This window comes from Pseudomonas sp. 32A (genome assembly GCF_052682255.1).
Genome location: NZ_JBQYLY010000001.1, coordinates 1,282,538 through 1,296,912 on the forward strand (window position 1 = coordinate 1,282,538; position 14,375 = coordinate 1,296,912).

Annotated in this window: 16 protein-coding genes; 8 read left to right on the forward strand and 8 right to left on the reverse strand. The window is 61.1% G+C overall.

Annotation, left to right across the window (positions count from 1 at the left end; genetic code table 11):
• Positions 1 to 258: 258 nt before the first annotated feature.
• Positions 259 to 1,275 carry a DUF4917 family protein gene (locus tag ACUN0G_RS05790; protein ID WP_258344102.1) on the reverse strand — a complete coding sequence of 339 codons (1,017 nt, stop codon included), beginning with the start codon at positions 1,273 to 1,275 and terminating at the stop codon, positions 259 to 261.
• Positions 1,276 to 1,402: 127 nt separating this feature from the next.
• Between ACUN0G_RS05790 and yiaY the strand changes: the two genes are divergently transcribed.
• Positions 1,403 to 2,551, forward strand: a complete 1,149-nt coding sequence (yiaY, locus tag ACUN0G_RS05795) for an L-threonine dehydrogenase (RefSeq protein ID WP_258344103.1) — start codon at positions 1,403 to 1,405, stop codon at positions 2,549 to 2,551.
• On the opposite strand, the gene ACUN0G_RS05800 is transcribed toward yiaY, so the two are convergent.
• Positions 2,518 to 3,705, reverse strand: a complete 1,188-nt coding sequence (locus tag ACUN0G_RS05800) for an MFS transporter (RefSeq protein WP_445572881.1) — start codon at positions 3,703 to 3,705, stop codon at positions 2,518 to 2,520. The two genes, yiaY and ACUN0G_RS05800, sit on opposite strands and share 34 nt — an antisense overlap.
• Positions 3,706 to 3,820: 115 nt before the next feature.
• Here ACUN0G_RS05800 and ACUN0G_RS05805 point away from each other — a divergent pair, with 115 nt between their 5' ends.
• The 5 genes from ACUN0G_RS05805 to ACUN0G_RS05825 all read left to right on the forward strand — a co-directional run bounded on the left by ACUN0G_RS05805 (position 3,821) and on the right by ACUN0G_RS05825 (position 9,162).
• Entirely contained in the window at positions 3,821 to 4,495 is a 675-nt protein-coding gene (locus ACUN0G_RS05805) for an NAD-dependent epimerase/dehydratase family protein (RefSeq protein WP_445572882.1), read from the forward strand.
• The gene (locus ACUN0G_RS05810; protein WP_093200838.1) at positions 4,496 to 5,407 is read left to right on the forward strand and encodes a LysR substrate-binding domain-containing protein; all 912 of its coding nucleotides are present in this window, start codon (positions 4,496 to 4,498) and stop codon (positions 5,405 to 5,407) included. It abuts the gene before it with no gap.
• Positions 5,408 to 5,642: 235 nt separating this feature from the next.
• A complete protein-coding gene (locus ACUN0G_RS05815; protein ID WP_201141194.1) occupies positions 5,643 to 6,836 on the forward strand; it encodes a CaiB/BaiF CoA transferase family protein in 1,194 nt (397 codons plus the stop codon).
• A complete protein-coding gene (locus ACUN0G_RS05820; RefSeq protein WP_445572883.1) occupies positions 6,833 to 7,771 on the forward strand; it encodes a hydroxymethylglutaryl-CoA lyase in 939 nt (312 codons plus the stop codon). The genes ACUN0G_RS05815 and ACUN0G_RS05820 overlap by 4 nt, the downstream gene beginning before the upstream one ends.
• A 59-nt stretch (positions 7,772 to 7,830) precedes the next feature.
• Complete coding sequence (locus ACUN0G_RS05825) at positions 7,831 to 9,162, forward strand: MFS transporter (protein WP_177008903.1); 1,332 nt, start codon at positions 7,831 to 7,833, stop codon at positions 9,160 to 9,162.
• Here ACUN0G_RS05825 and ACUN0G_RS05830 read toward each other — a convergent pair whose 3' ends face one another.
• On the reverse strand, positions 9,163 to 9,651 hold the full coding sequence (locus ACUN0G_RS05830; RefSeq protein ID WP_445572884.1) for a DMT family transporter: 489 nt from the start codon (positions 9,649 to 9,651) through the stop codon (positions 9,163 to 9,165).
• A 77-nt stretch (positions 9,652 to 9,728) separates the two neighbouring features.
• Here ACUN0G_RS05830 and ACUN0G_RS05835 point away from each other — a divergent pair, with 77 nt between their 5' ends.
• Positions 9,729 to 10,643, forward strand: coding sequence for a LysR family transcriptional regulator (locus ACUN0G_RS05835; protein WP_421524690.1), 915 nt, complete (start codon positions 9,729 to 9,731; stop codon positions 10,641 to 10,643).
• Positions 10,644 to 10,799: 156 nt separating this feature from the next.
• Entirely contained in the window at positions 10,800 to 11,327 is a 528-nt protein-coding gene (locus ACUN0G_RS05840) for a DUF4142 domain-containing protein (protein ID WP_258344115.1), read from the forward strand.
• Between the two features lie 56 nt (positions 11,328 to 11,383).
• Here the strand turns inward: ACUN0G_RS05840 and ACUN0G_RS05845 are convergent, their stop codons facing one another.
• The 5 genes from ACUN0G_RS05845 to ACUN0G_RS05865 form a co-directional block, all read right to left on the reverse strand.
• Complete coding sequence (locus ACUN0G_RS05845; protein ID WP_258344116.1) at positions 11,384 to 11,800, reverse strand: low affinity iron permease family protein; 417 nt, start codon at positions 11,798 to 11,800, stop codon at positions 11,384 to 11,386.
• 109 nt (positions 11,801 to 11,909) lie between these two features.
• Positions 11,910 to 12,392 (reverse strand): methylated-DNA--[protein]-cysteine S-methyltransferase, encoded by a 483-nt coding sequence (locus tag ACUN0G_RS05850; protein ID WP_258344117.1) that lies wholly within the window; start codon positions 12,390 to 12,392, stop codon positions 11,910 to 11,912.
• A gap of 89 nt (positions 12,393 to 12,481) precedes the next feature.
• Positions 12,482 to 12,814, reverse strand: a complete 333-nt coding sequence (locus ACUN0G_RS05855) for a hypothetical protein (protein WP_421553036.1) — start codon at positions 12,812 to 12,814, stop codon at positions 12,482 to 12,484.
• Between the two features lie 22 nt (positions 12,815 to 12,836).
• Complete coding sequence (locus ACUN0G_RS05860; protein WP_445572885.1) at positions 12,837 to 13,247, reverse strand: type II toxin-antitoxin system HicB family antitoxin; 411 nt, start codon at positions 13,245 to 13,247, stop codon at positions 12,837 to 12,839.
• Positions 13,248 to 13,380: 133 nt separating this feature from the next.
• Positions 13,381 to 14,289: a LysR family transcriptional regulator gene (locus tag ACUN0G_RS05865; protein ID WP_445572886.1), complete on the reverse strand. Its 909-nt coding sequence runs from the start codon at positions 14,287 to 14,289 to the stop codon at positions 13,381 to 13,383.
• Between the last annotated feature and the right edge of the window lie 86 nt (positions 14,290 to 14,375).

Consider the following 14,375-nt stretch of genomic DNA (forward strand, 5'->3'; position numbering starts at 1 on the left):
CCGCAAGTAGGCACGGTGGAGCGGGTAAATCGGCAGGGAAGCCGATTTAGCCGCGCCGGGCCATGGATGGCCCGTCGCGGCGGCCCGCGGAGCCGTGCCGGAGTGCGGGCATGCCGAGCCTAGGCGAGGCACCGAGTGGTGGGGCAAAGACCTTTTGGTTACTTTTGGGGCGTTTGCCAAAAGTGACCCGCTGTAAGAGCGGAACCATAAGTGGCCGTTACCGCAGCAACGGATATGTACACCTCACCCCACCTACCATCACCGCTCCACTGGCACCGAAAACCCCGAATCCCCCAGCGCATGACTACGCGCATCAAAAAAACGCAACTCCACATCCACCCCCTCAAACAACTCCGCAAAACGCCGCTTCTGCTGCTGAATAAACCCCGCACTGCGCCCAAACACCGAAATCGCCAACATCGTGATCTTCGCCTGCCGAATCGCCTGCACCAGATGCACATCCTGCGCGCCGAGGTGATGCCCGAAAATGCAAAGCGCGCCCTCATGACTCAACAACTGCTCATAGCAAAACGACAAATAGTCAGAACTGCGAATGGTCTTCAACTTCTCCTCAACCTTCCCCTCGCTGACAAACAACGGCACATCATCCAGCGTCTTGATCGTATTGTTGATCGCAAAACTGCTAAGCAACGTGCTGTCAGTGGTCGGCAATTTACGCGCCGTACCGTCAAGGTTACGCACCAAGTGCAAACCACCATGCAAATACAAAATGCGCGTGCTGTCGGTGGCGGTATTACGCAGGTCAAAGCTCGCATCCGCACTGCGAAACAGGTCGTCGATACCCGGCGCCTGCAGGATCGCCCAGTAGTTGAGCAGGTCGTAATTGCTGGTGAATACCGTCGGATAACTCGCCAACTCCTGATGAATCGTCGCCAGCGTCGAAGGCTTCACCAGGCGCCAAGGAATATGCACGCTGTGGATCGTGTTGATCAGCGCTTCCTTGATCGCGTAGTAGCGATTACGCGGTGCCGCCGAGCTGACCGCCAAGGCCTTGTTGACCCGGCTGGTGGTTTTCAGCGCGCCCAGCACCTGTTCGAAACTGCGGGTCTGCATCGCGTCAAACACACTGAGTTCCGACGGGCTCAGGGGTTTTTCTTCCACGGTGCGGGCGTTTTCGAACAGTGAGTCGTAGGCAAAGTCTTCCCACACTGCGCGGCTGGCGCCGTTGCCGATCAGGATCCCGCTGAAGGCGGTACTGCTGCGCAAGGCGTTCCAGTCTTCAAGGTGGGCGTCAAAATCCTGGGAATCCTTCATTGCGGCGGGTCTACTCAAAATCGGCTGGGCGGTGACTTTATCACGAGCGGGCGTTGATCCTGGTCAAGATGCCGCAGGCAATCGAGGTCGATGCTGTAGGCATAACGACTTTCGAGGATTTGCCACCATGAGCAGCACCTTCTTCATTCCATCCGTCAACATCATGGGCATCGACTGCCTCGACGAAGCCATGAATGCGATTCGCAACTACGGTTTTCGCAAGGCGCTGATCGTCACTGACGCCGGGATGGCCAAGGCAGGTGTCGCCAGCATGATCGCCGAGAAGCTCGCGATGCAGGACATCGACTCGGTGATCTACGACGGCGCCAAGCCCAACCCGAACGTCGAGAACGTCGAAAAAGGCCTGGCGCTGCTGCAACAGAGTGCCTGTGATTTCGTGGTGTCCCTGGGCGGCGGCTCACCCCATGACTGCGCCAAGGGCATTGCCCTGTGTGCGACCAACGGCGGGCACATCGGCGACTACGAAGGCGTCGACCAGTCGGCCAAACCGCAACTGCCGCTGGTGGCCATCAACACCACCGCCGGCACTGCCAGCGAAATGACCCGCTTCTGCATCATCACCGACGAAACCCGCCACGTGAAAATGGCCATCGTCGACCGCAACGTCACGCCGCTGCTGTCGGTCAACGACCCCGCGCTGATGGTCGGCATGCCCAAGGGCCTGACCGCCGCCACCGGCATGGACGCACTCACCCACGCAATCGAAGCCTACGTGTCCACGGCTGCCAACCCGATCACCGACGCCTGCGCGATCAAGGCCATCGAACTGATCAGCGCCAACCTGCGGATTGCGGTGCGCGACGGCCAAGACATGGCCGCCCGGGAGAACATGGCGTATGCGCAGTTCCTTGCCGGCATGGCCTTCAACAACGCGTCCCTAGGGTTTGTGCACGCCATGGCGCACCAGTTGGGCGGGCTCTATGACTTGCCCCACGGCGTGTGCAATGCGGTGCTGTTGCCCCATGTGCAAAGCTTCAACGCCAGCGTCAGCGCCGAACGCCTGAGCCATGTGGCACGGGCCCTTGGCGCAGAAATCAAAGGGACGTCGGTGGAAGAGGGCGCCCAGGCGGCCATCGCGGCGATTCGCAGCCTGTCCCAGGACGTGGAAATTCCTGCCGGGTTGCGGGAGCTGGGCGCCAAGTTGCAGGACATCCCGCTGCTGGCGTCCAACGCCCTGAAGGACGCTTGCGGCCTGACTAACCCACGGCGCGCGGATCAGCGTCAGATTGAAGAGATCTTCCGCAGCGCGTTCTGATCAGCCCTGGACAGGGCGACGCACAGCAGTGCGCCGCCCGCCAGCACCACGCATAACACCGCCAGCGGCCAGGCCTGCTGACTCGCCAACAGGCTGGCCACGCCGCCGATCGCCGCCGCCATCAACTGATGCATGAAACCGCTCAAGGCCATGGCGTAGGAGCCGCTCACCGGTGATTCATCATTGGCCAGCGACAGGCTGATGGGATAACTCATCGACTGCCCGAACACCGCCAGGCAATACGGCAGCCACAGCAGGATCGCCAGCCCGTTGGCAAACAGGCTGCCCAGCAACATCGTCGCGCTGCCGCACATCACCAACGCCACGCCCCAACTCATCATCGACAGGCGCCCAGTGCGGGCGACCAGGCGATTGACCATCAACGCCCCCGCCAGATACGCCCCGCTGATCGGCCAGCCGAGCCAGCCATATTGCGTGGCGCTCCACTGAAAATGGCCCTGCAAAATCAACGGTGCGCAGGTGTTGAACGCGATGATCACCCCATAACCCAAACCGCCCGCCAACGCAGGCCGCAGGAACGCCGGATGGCGCAGGATCGTGCCGTAGATGCGCCAGGCCGAGACGTGTTCAGAGGCTTTTTCCAATCTCGGAAATACCACCCGTTGCAGCGCAATCATCAAGCCGACAGCCGCCATCGACAGCCCATAAAAGATCGCTTCCCAGCCAAACGCCACTTGCAACAGCGAGCCCACAAACTGCCCGATGCCCAAGGCGATCACGAACGTCATGCCCAGCCACGACAACCCTTTAGCCAACAGCGCACCGCTGAAACTGTCGCGAACCAGCACCCGCGCCATCACCGACACACCGCCCGCGCCGAGGCCTTGAACCAGCCGCAGGCCGAGGAACGATTCGAGGCTGTAGGCGGCCGGAATCGCCGCACTGGCCAGTGCATACAACGCCAACGCCGCCAGCAACACCGGCTTTCTGCCCAGGCGCTCACCGAGGCTGCCCCAGAGCAGCATCGGCAACGCCATGCCGATCAAATACACCGCCAGGGCCAGTGCCACCTGATCCTCGGCGGCTGGCAACGCGTGGGCAATCGCCGGTACGGCAGGTAAATAGCTGCTGATGCCAACCTGGGACAGAAAGGCCGCGCTGCAGGCGATGGCGAGGGTGGTGGTGCTTTTCAAGGGGCAAAAGATCCTGTTGAGCAGTAAGCTGCAAGCCGCAAGCTACAAGCTGCTAGTGTGTTTGTCTCTACCTGGCAGCTTGAAGCTAACCGCTTGTCGCTTAGGAACCAACCTTATGAGAGTTCTATTATTCGGCGCCACCGGCATGGTCGGCCAGGGCGTATTGCGCGAGTGCCTGCTGGCCGGTGACGTGCAGGAAGTGGTCGCCGTCGGCCGTACCGCACTGGTCCAGGAACACGGCAAGCTGCATCAGGTGCTGCATGCCGATATGTTCGATTTCCAGCCCCTGGAGCATCTGCTGCAAGGCTTCGATGCCTGCTTCTTTTGCCTGGGCGTTTCCTCGGTGGGCTTGGACGAAGTCAAGTACACCCATTTGACCTACGACCTGACCCTGGTGGCCGCCAGCACCCTGGCCCGGCTCAACCCGCAGATGACTTTCATCTACGTGTCCGGCGCCGGTACCGACAGCAGCGAAACCGGCAAAACCATGTGGGCGCGAATCAAGGGCAAGACCGAGAATGCCCTGCTGCGCCTGCCGTTCAAGGCGGTGTACCTGTTCCGTCCCGGGGTGATCCAGCCGTTGCACGGTGTGCGTTCGAAAACCCCGCTCTACCAATCCCTCTACACCGTCACCGGCCCGCTGTTGTCATTGCTGCGCCATGTGCGGCCGGCCTGGGTGGTGAGCACTGAAACCGTTGGCCGCGCGATGCTCTCGGCCGTCCGGCACGGCGCACCTCTGCCGGTGGTGGAGCAGGCCGAGATCAATCGCCTGGCCACCGAGCGCGCCTAGATGCTGCACAAAAGCCTGGTTCGCCGCCTTGATCTGATCACGCTGCAGTTGTTTGTGGCGGTGCATGAGGAAGGCACGCTGACTCGCGCTGCCGCCCGTGAAGCCATCGCGGTCTCGGCCGCCAGCAAGCGGTTGATGGAGCTGGAACAGGTGCTGGGCGTGAGCCTGTTTGTGCGCCAGGCCAAGGGCATGCAGCTCACGGCGGCGGGTGAGACCTTGCTGCACCATGCGCGGCAGATGCTGTTCAACGTCGAGAAGATGGGCCTGGAACTGGGCGAACACAGCCACGGCGTGCGCGGTTATGTGCGGATGCTGGCGAACCTCTCGGCAATCATTCAGTTCCTGCCGGAAGATTTGCGCGACTTTTCCGCGCTGCATCCACAGGTCAAAGCCGACCTGGAAGAGCGGCCCAGTAATGGTGTGGTCCAGGGTGTGATTGACGGGGTGGCGGACCTGGGCATTTGTTCCAGCGACACCGATACCAAAGGCCTGCCCGGTGTGACCTATCGCCGGGACAAGCTGGTGGTGCTGATGCCGGCGGATCACCCGTTGGCATCGCGCAAGACCCTGGCGTTCGCCGAGACGCTGGACAGCGACTACGTGGGGCTGCATTCCGCCAGTTCGATCAACATGCGCACCCACGCGGCGGCGCGGGAGGCGGGCAAGGTGCTGCGCCTGCGGATCCATGTGCCGGGCTTTGATGCCATGTGCCGGATGGTCCAGGCCAACATGGGCATCGGCATCCTGCCGCAAAAGGCCTACGAGTTGTTTGGCCGGGCACTGGGCTTGCACGCGGTGCCGCTGACGGATGCCTGGTCGGATCGCAGCCTGATCCTGGTGGTGCGTGATGAAGCGCAGCTGTCGCCGGTCAGCCGGCTGTTGTTCGATTACTTGCGGCGGGAGCAGGGCTGAGCGAAACGCTGCAGGCCTCATCGCGGGCAAGCCCGGCTCCCACAGTTGACCGAGTTGTTTGGGGAAAAATCGATCCCCTGTGGGAGCCGGGCTTGCCCGCGATAGCGATTTAAAGAGCGCCCAAAATCCCCGACCCTTCGCATTTCGCGAACGCTCGTTGCCAACTGACGGTTGGATTTCTACTGCCCGTGTCCTCTAGCCTTGGCCCACATTCCAAGAACAAGAGGTACACCCCATGACGGCTCCCCTGAGCGGTATCAAGGTGATCGAGATCGGCACCCTGATTGCCGCGCCCTTCGCCGCCCGGCTGATGGCCGAGTTTGGCGCCGAGGTGATCAAGATCGAAGCCATGGGGCAGGGCGATCCGCTTCGCAAATGGCGAAAGCTGCACGAAGGCACCTCGCTGTGGTGGTACCTGCAATCGCGTAACAAGAAGTCCCTGGCCCTGGACCTCAAGTCGGCAGAAGGCCTGGACCTGGTCAAACAATTGCTGGGCGACGCCGACGTGCTGATCGAAAACCTGCGTCCCGGCGGCCTGGAAAAACTCGGCCTGGGCTGGGACGTGCTGCACGCCCTCAATCCCAAGCTGACGTTGGTGCGTATCTCGGGCTACGGCCAGACCGGCCCCTACCGCGACCGCCCGGGCTTCGGCGCCATCGGCGAGGCCATGGGCGGGATTCGCTACACCACCGGCAACCCGGACTCGCCACCGGCGCGGGTCGGCGTCAGCCTTGGTGATTCCCTGGCCTCGCTGCACGGCGTGATCGGCGCGCTGATGTCGCTGTTGCGGGTCAAAACCGGCCAGGGCGACGGTCAGATCGTCGACGTGTCCCTGGCCGAAAGCGTGTTCAACCTGATGGAAAGCCTGGTACCGGAATACGACATGCTCGGCCACGTACGCGAACGCAGCGGCGGCGCCTTGCCCGGCATCGCACCCTCGAATACTTACCTGACCGCTGACGGGGCCTATGTGGTGATCGCCGGCAACAGCGACCCGATATACAAACGCCTGATGCTCGCCATCGGCCGTGCCGACCTGGCCGAAGCGCCGGAGTTTGCCCACAACGATGGCCGCGCCGCCAAGAGCGGCCTGCTCGACGCCGCCATCACCCACTGGACCAGCAGCCTGCCCATCGACCAGGTGCTCAGCGCCCTGGAAGCCGCCGAGGTACCGGCAGGGCGTATCTATTCAGTGGCCGATATCGTCGCCGACCCGCACTACCAGGCCCGCGATATGTTGCTCAGCGCCGACCTGCCCGGCGGCCTCACGGTGAAGATGCCCGGCATCGTGCCCAAACTGTCGGAAACCCCCGGCGCGGTGAACTGGCAGGGTCCAAGCCTGGGCCAGCACACCGATGCAATCCTCGGCGACCTGGGCTTGAGCGGGGCCGATATTCAACGCCTGAAAACCTCGGGAGTGGTGCAATGAAAAGCTATTCCGATGCCTTGATCGTGCAGGAAGTCTCGCCTCGGGACGGCCTGCAAATCGAGCCGACCTGGGTCGAGACGGTCGACAAGATCGCGTTGATCGACCAACTGTCCCTGGCGGGTTTTTCCCGGATCGAAGCCGGTTCGTTTGTTTCTCCCAAGGCCATTCCCGCCTTGCGCGATGGCGAGCAAGTGTTCCAGGGCATCACCCGTCATCCAGGGATTATCTACGTGGCCTTGATCCCCAACCTCAAGGGCGCCCAGCGCGCCGTCGAGTCCCGGGCCGATGAGTTGAACCTGGTGATGTCCGCCAGCCAGACCCACAACCTGGCGAATATGCGCATGCGCTGCGAGGCCTCGTTGGCGGCGTTCGGCGACATCGTGAGTTTTGCTGCCGACTATCCGGTGCGCCTCAACGGCAGCATCGCCACCACTTTCGGCTGCCCGTTCGAGGGCAAGATTGATGAAGACCGTGTGCTGCAATGGGTCGACGCCTACCGCGAGTTGGGCATCCAGGGCATCAGCCTGGCGGACACCACCGGCATGGCCAACCCGCGTCAGGTCGAGCGCCTGGTCACGCGTGTGCTTGAGCGTATTCCGGCGAGCGACCTGACCCTGCATTTTCACAACACCCGCGGCCTGGGTTTGTGCAATGTGCTGGCCGCGTACGAGGCCGGAGCGCGACGGTTTGATGCGGCGTTGGGCGGCCTCGGCGGCTGCCCGTTTGCTCCGGGCGCGTCGGGCAATATCTGCACCGAAGACCTGGTCAACCTATGCGACGAAGTCGGGATTCACACCGGCATCGACCTGCCGCACTTGCTGAAAATGTCGCGGCAATTGCCGGCCTTGCTCGGCCATGAATTGCCGGGCCAGGTGGCCAAGGCCGGGCGCAATTGCGACCTGCATCCGCCACCGGCCTACATCGCCACCTTGTAAACCGCCACCAGACAACAAAAACAATCGGACGCCTGCGAGCAGTCCGCTGGAGAGAAACAATGAGCCTTAATACGTTGGAGGCCGGCGTGCGCCCGGCCGCTGAGCACGATGCCGAAAAAGCCCTGGTCAGCAAGGTCGCCTGGCGCCTGATGCCGCTGATCATGGTCTGCTACCTGTTCGCATTTTTTGACCGTATCAACATCAGCTTCGCCAAGTTCCAACTGCAGACTGACCTGAGTTTGAGCGACACCGCCTACGGCCTCGGCGCCGGGCTGTTTGTGGTCGGCTATGTGATCTTCGAAGTGCCGAGCAACATGATGCTGTACAAGGTCGGCGCCCGCCGCTGGATCGCGCGCATCATGATGTCGTGGGGGCTGGCGACGGCCGCCATGGTGTTCGTCACCGCCGAATGGCAGTTCTACGTGCTGCGTTTCATCATCGGTGCGATGGAGGCGGGGTTTGCCCCGGGCGTGTTGTATTACCTGACGTTGTGGTTCCCGCAGCACTACCGTGGGCGCATCACGTCGATGCTGTTCCTGGCGTCGGCGTTTGCCGGGCTGGTGGGCGCGCCGTTCTCCGGGCTGGTGCTGGAACACCTCGATGGCGTGCTGCAAATGCGCGGCTGGCATTGGTTGTTCTTGCTCGGTGGTTTGCCTTGCGTTGGCCTGGGTTTCCTGGTGCTCAAGTTGCTCAAGGACCGCATCGAGGATGCCCACTGGTTGACCTCGGCGGAGAAGACGTTACTGGCCAGCCGCATTGCCGTGCATGAACCCCACAAGAGCGGTGGCTCGCTGCTCGCGGCACTGCGTATTCCCGGTTTCCTGATGCTGGGCTTTATCTACTTCCTGATCCAGGTAGCGTCCTACGGCCTGAACTTCTGGGCGCCGCAACTGATCCGCAGCGCCGGCACCCAGAGCCCGGTGATGATCGGCCTGCTGACGGCGATTCCCTATGTCTGCGGTGCCATCAGCATGGTGGTGATCGGGCGTTTGTCCGACGCTACCGGCGAGCGCCGCAAGTTTGTCAGCGGCCTGGTGGCGCTGGGCGCGGTGGGGTTCTTTTGTGCGGGGATCTTTGCCGATCACACCACGTTCCTGATCGTCGCTTTGAGCTTGCTGGGCGCGGGCATCATCGCTTCGATCCCGACCTTCTGGACCTTGCCGCCGAAGCTGTTGGCCGGTGCCGGGGCGGGCGCGGCGGGCGGAATTGCGGTGATCAACACCCTGGGCCAGTTTGGCGGCATCGTCAGCCCGGTGATGGTCGGCCGGATCAAGGACCTGACCGGCAGCACCACGCCGGCGCTGTATGTCATCGGCGTGTGTGCGCTGCTGGCGGCGGCGCTGTTGCTGTGGGGCTTGCCGCAGAAACTGCGCACCCTCGACAAGCGCTGATCAGCCGGCGGTCACCAGCGATCGGGTGGGCGTGGCGCTGAACTGAATCAGTGCCACGCCACCGATCAACATCAACGCCCCGATCAACCGGGGCGCGGTAAGTTGGCGTTCCACCAGCCCGAACAGGCCGAAGTGATCCAGCATCAACGAAGCGATGATCTGCCCGGCCATCGCCAGGGCGATAAACCCTGAAGCACCGAGCTTGGGCATCAGGATCAGTGCCAGCGAGATAAAGCACACGCCGAACGCACCGCCGCTCCACATCCACAGCGGTGCCTTGGTGATAAAGCCAAGGCTGGGCAGCGGCAGGCGCAGGGCCAGGATCACCGGCAGCAGCACGATAATGCTCACCAGCAGCGAGGCGAGGGTGGCCCACAACGGATGTCCCAGGCCGCGTCCCAGGTTGGCGTTGATCGCGCTTTGAAACGGCACCACTGCCCCGGCGAACGCAGCCAACAGCAACAAACCTACCCAATGCAACGTTGTCATGATCAATCTCCCAAAGGTTTTGCTGGACTCTAGGCTATTCGTCGCGCAAATTTAAATTCCAAGTTCTTATGCAGAACATGCAGCTGATGAATGATCTTCGACGCATTGACCTTAACCTGCTGGTGATCCTCGACGCCTTGCTGAGCGAGCAGCACGTCACCCGTGCCGCCGAGCGTTTGCACTTGAGCCAGCCGGCGGTAAGCCACGCCTTGGCGCGGTTGCGGGATTTGCTCGGTGATCCGTTGCTGGTACGCCAGGGCAGTTCGTTGGTGCCCACTGCGCGCGCCCTGGAGCTGGCAATGCCGCTGGCGGAGGCGTTGGCCCAGGTGCAGGCGTTGCTGGCACCCAATCGCTTTGATCCGACCTCGGCCAAACGCACCTTTCGGGTGGCGATGTCGGACTACAGTGCAGCGATATTCTTGCCGGGGCTGGTGCGCACCTTGCGCCGGGAAGCGCCGGGGATTGATTTGCAGATTATCCAGGCCAGTCGCGAAGGGATGCTGGATGGCGTGCTGAATGGCGACATTGATCTGGCAGCCGGGGTGTTTCCCGACATGCCTGCCGAACTGCGCAGCACGCCGTTATTTGAAGAGCATTACGTGTGCCTGGTGGACCGTGACAGTCTGCCTGACAACGGCGTGCTTGACCTGCCCACCTACCTGGCGCGGCCCCACGTGTTACTGGAAATGCGTGGCAGCGGAACACCGGAAATCGAACGGGCGCTGACGGCGATTCGCGAGCGCCGACACGTGGCTATCAGCTTGCCTCATTGGGGTGTCGCGCCGCAGTTGATCCAGGGCACGGACCTGGTGCTTACCGTGTCGTCTCGCGGGCTGCTCAATATTGATCACGAACGGCTATTGGCCGTGCCGCCGCCGTTTCATATCCCGTCGTTTGCGTTTGTGCTGGCATGGCATTCGCGGCGGGGGGGAGACCCGGCGTTGCAGTGGTTGAATGGGCAGGTGCAGGGCGTATTGTCTGAGCGCGGTTGATAAATACCGTGTTTGTTACCGGGCCTGTTTGGCAGCAGGGCATGACGACCGTTCGTCGCACTAACAAGTTTTTTCTAAACCTTTACCGCCCTGAAAATTCAGATTCAGGGCGGGGGTCGTTTCCCTGCACCTGTTTATTACCTGGAGGAACCCATCATGAGCCGCATGGCTATCCGGTTACGCACCGCCAGTTTCGCGATGCTGCTGGGCCTCGGCGCCAGCAGTGCTTTCGCCCAGTCGCCTGCCGATTTCATCGAGCAGGCTTCGGCCAAGGGCATGGCCGATATCGAGACCAGCCGCATGGCACACGCCAAGACTTCGTCCCAAGAGATCAAGGACTACACCATCGAAGTCATCAATGAGCGCACCCTGGCCAATCAGCACCTGGCGGCCATCGCCAAGAAGCTCGATTTGCCGGTGGCCCCACGGGACAAGATCGTCGACAAGGCCGAATCGCTGATGCCCGAGCTCAAGGACGGCGATTCGTTTGACGCCGCCTACACCGCCCAGCAGATCAAGGCCAATGAAGACGCGATCGCCTTGTTCAAGCAGGAAGGCGCCGAGTCGGACATCCCGGAAATAAAGGCCTTGGTGGATGAGACTCTGCCCAAGTTGGAGGAGCGCCTGGAGAAAGCCCGGGCGCTGGCCTCGACTTACGGTAAAGGGCACCAGGGCGACGGTTGATTGCGTTGAGTCGTTCATAAAAAACGGCGGTTGGATAAGCTCCAACCGCCGTTTTTTTACGCCTGATTCAGGTCGGTCTTGGGCTGTGCACGTTCAGTCGTCAGCGTGGTAACGGTGATGGTTTCTTCGCTGTCGCCCATGGTCTTGTATTCCTTGCGCAACTTCTCAAGCTGCTTGCGATCAAGGCCATCAAGGCTTAGCACCGCGTTTTGCGCGTCTTTGGTGGCGCGCAGCAGTTCGTCGATCTTGATATGCAAAATGTCGTTGTCGCGGTTTTGCGTGTTCTGGATCAGGAACACCATCAGGAAGGTGATGATGGTGGTGGAGGTGTTGATGATCAGCTGCCACGTGTCGTTGTAGTGGAAATAAGGCCCGCTCAAACTCCACAGGAGGATCAACGCCACCGCCGCGTAGAACGTGCGGGCGCTGCCTGCCCAGCGGGACAGGGATTGTGAGATGGCGGAGAATTTCATGACCGTTTTCCTTAAAGGGTGGGTGATGAAAATACTGACCGCAGGCGTGCGCTGAAATTTCTTTTTACAATTGAGGGATTGAACAAGGTTATACAATTTTTGCGGGGCTTCAGGCGTGTTCCTCAAGCTCCAGCAGATACTGTTTGGCCTCAAGTCCGCCGGCGAACCCGGTCAGCCCGCCCGAGGCGCCAATCACCCGATGGCACGGTGCGACAATCGAAATCGGATTGCGCCCGTTGGCTGCGCCGACGGCACGCACGGCTTTGGGGCTACCAATCTGCGCGGCGATCTGGCTGTAGCTGCGGGTTTCCCCGAACGGGATGGTCAGCAGCGCTTGCCAGACTTTCTTTTGGAAGTCGGTGCCGGCGAAATCCAGTTCCAGCTCGAAACGGTTGCGGGTACCGGCGAAATACTCCTTCAACTGCCGCTCGGTTTCCTCCAGCACCGGGCTGTTATTGGCCTCTTGCAGGGCACCCAGGCGAACACGGTTGGGGCGTTCTTTTTCCCAGAGGATGGCGGTGAGTTTTCCGTCACGGGCCACGAGGGTCAGTTGGCCGACGGGGGAGGGCATGTATTTGTATTCATAGGACATGGTCGGGCTCCTTGAGGGTGTATGGCTCCACTGTAGATAGGGCGGCCTAGGGTGGAACTACGTTTCTTGCGGTCGAATTCGCGAACGACTCAGAAGTTCCAGTAAACCCAATCGGCGTAATACGGATACCAATAAAACCACGAGAACCAGTACAGCGCCTTGAGTACCGATGCCGTGCCGATGACAAAAAATGAAGCGATGTTGAGCAGCGTGATGATCACGGCAAATACGGTTACACGTTGGCTGGCATGCAGTTGGGCAAACCGGGCGCCATAAACGGAGGCCGTGATGGACGCCAGCACCAACACGAGTCCCAGCGGAAAGGGCAGGCTGAGAAACGAGAGCAGCAGAGGCGCGATCAGTACCCAGCCCAGTACTTTGCGCAGTACGGGTTTTGGAGTGTGTTGTGCGGGAGGGAGCATTGAACGGTTCCTTGAAGTGCCGTCACCGGTCTTGTTGCAACACTTTGAGCGCAGCAGACGCAAGAAAGCCCGAGCGGCTTTTTTCTTCCGGATGATGCAGGACGTATTCGTCAATGCGGTTCAGCAGGTAGCCGGGCAACGTGATGTTGAGTTTCTGTGCCTTGCCCAGGTACTTGGTGACATCAATATCCACCACAGCCCAAGTGCAGCCGGCATATTGCGGGTTGGCAGCATGGAGGGTGACTTTCTGCGCTGTAGGAATGGGCGCACCGTCTTCTGCGAGGATCTCGAAGTGGCCTTCGATCGCTTCGCGGGCCATGGCCATGGCGTCGTCCAGATCATCTCCAGCTGAGAAGCAATCGGGAATGTCCGGGACTTCCACACCCCAGGCATGGTCCTCGTCACCGGTTGAAATTGCGATTGGGTACAGCATGTTTGTTGTCCTCAAAAGGGTGTTCACTATAACCACCAATTTTGAGTTCTCAACGCCGTACCTACCATTTGAGACGGCCGACTTTTCCCGCTGAGGGGTAGGAAATGTACTGGGTACTTACTGGTTGGAGCTATTAGGCATCTTTACGAGCTTGTAACAATTCATCAATCACGGTCAGAAATGCCGTGACCATTAAACTCCGCCCATCAGCACGCGTAAGAACAAGCAGTTGCGCGTACGCATCTGAATCCACCAACGGCCGATACGTCACGCCCTTGTTCATCAAACTCTGCGTACATTCCGGCACCAGCGCCACACCTTGGCCCGCCGCCACCAGTGCAATGATCGAGGTAATTTGCCGCCCCGACGGCCCGGCCCGCAATGGCAAACCCTTATGCCGATATAGCTGTTCAATGGACTGGTTAAGCCCGGAGCCATAATCGGCTGGAAACAGAATCAACGGATACCCACTCAACTGCGCCAGGCTGACCTCGGCCTGGTTGGCCAACGGGCTGTCGCTGGACACCGCCGCCACCAGCCGCTCCTCACCCAACGACAAGGCTTGTACCTCAGTCTGACCGTCCTGGGGCAGTAGACGGCTCAGGCCGATATCCAGGCGCCCATCAGCCACCTGCGCGCCCAGGCTCCCGGAGGCGCATTCCACCAGCGTCAATTGCACATCGGGAAAGCGTTGGGCGAAGGCCTGAATCGCCTGGCTGAACAAGTCCGAGAGGGCTATGGAACTCACGTAACCGAGCGCCAGTTGCCCGGCGGCGCCTGCGGCCAGTTTGCCGGCGATGACTTCGGCGAGGTCGACCTGCTCCAGCACCGCCCGTGCGTAGGGCAGGAACGAGCGGCCCTGAGGCGTGAGCGAAACCGTGCGACTGGTGCGGTCGAACAGGCGAAACCCCAATTCAGCCTCCAGCGCGGAAATCTGCCGGGTCAACGGTGGCTGGGCCAGGTGCAGGCGAATGGCGGCGCGACCGAAGTGCAATTCTTCGGCGACGGCCAGAAAGTAACGCAGCTTGCGTAGGTCGAGCATCCTGGCCCCAGGGTATTGATCGGTCCGAAATCGGTATTGGTCTCGGGTGTGCGGGTCATTCTATAAAGGCCTCAGATAATAAAACG

Coding starts and splice junctions, on each gene's coding strand:
- ACUN0G_RS05790 (WP_258344102.1), bottom strand. CDS start 1,275: ATGAAGGATTCCCAGGATTTTGACGCCCACCTTGAAGACTGGAACGCC.
- yiaY (WP_258344103.1), top strand. CDS start 1,403: ATGAGCAGCACCTTCTTCATTCCATCCGTCAACATCATGGGCATCGAC.
- ACUN0G_RS05805 (WP_445572882.1), top strand. CDS start 3,821: ATGAGAGTTCTATTATTCGGCGCCACCGGCATGGTCGGCCAGGGCGTA.
- ACUN0G_RS05810 (WP_093200838.1), top strand. CDS start 4,496: ATGCTGCACAAAAGCCTGGTTCGCCGCCTTGATCTGATCACGCTGCAG.
- ACUN0G_RS05815 (WP_201141194.1), top strand. CDS start 5,643: ATGACGGCTCCCCTGAGCGGTATCAAGGTGATCGAGATCGGCACCCTG.
- ACUN0G_RS05820 (WP_445572883.1), top strand. CDS start 6,833: ATGAAAAGCTATTCCGATGCCTTGATCGTGCAGGAAGTCTCGCCTCGG.
- ACUN0G_RS05825 (WP_177008903.1), top strand. CDS start 7,831: ATGAGCCTTAATACGTTGGAGGCCGGCGTGCGCCCGGCCGCTGAGCAC.
- ACUN0G_RS05830 (WP_445572884.1), bottom strand. CDS start 9,651: ATGACAACGTTGCATTGGGTAGGTTTGTTGCTGTTGGCTGCGTTCGCC.
- ACUN0G_RS05835 (WP_421524690.1), top strand. CDS start 9,729: ATGCAGCTGATGAATGATCTTCGACGCATTGACCTTAACCTGCTGGTG.
- ACUN0G_RS05840 (WP_258344115.1), top strand. CDS start 10,800: ATGAGCCGCATGGCTATCCGGTTACGCACCGCCAGTTTCGCGATGCTG.
- ACUN0G_RS05845 (WP_258344116.1), bottom strand. CDS start 11,800: ATGAAATTCTCCGCCATCTCACAATCCCTGTCCCGCTGGGCAGGCAGC.
- ACUN0G_RS05850 (WP_258344117.1), bottom strand. CDS start 12,392: ATGTCCTATGAATACAAATACATGCCCTCCCCCGTCGGCCAACTGACC.
- ACUN0G_RS05855 (WP_421553036.1), bottom strand. CDS start 12,814: ATGCTCCCTCCCGCACAACACACTCCAAAACCCGTACTGCGCAAAGTA.
- ACUN0G_RS05860 (WP_445572885.1), bottom strand. CDS start 13,247: ATGCTGTACCCAATCGCAATTTCAACCGGTGACGAGGACCATGCCTGG.
- ACUN0G_RS05865 (WP_445572886.1), bottom strand. CDS start 14,289: ATGCTCGACCTACGCAAGCTGCGTTACTTTCTGGCCGTCGCCGAAGAA.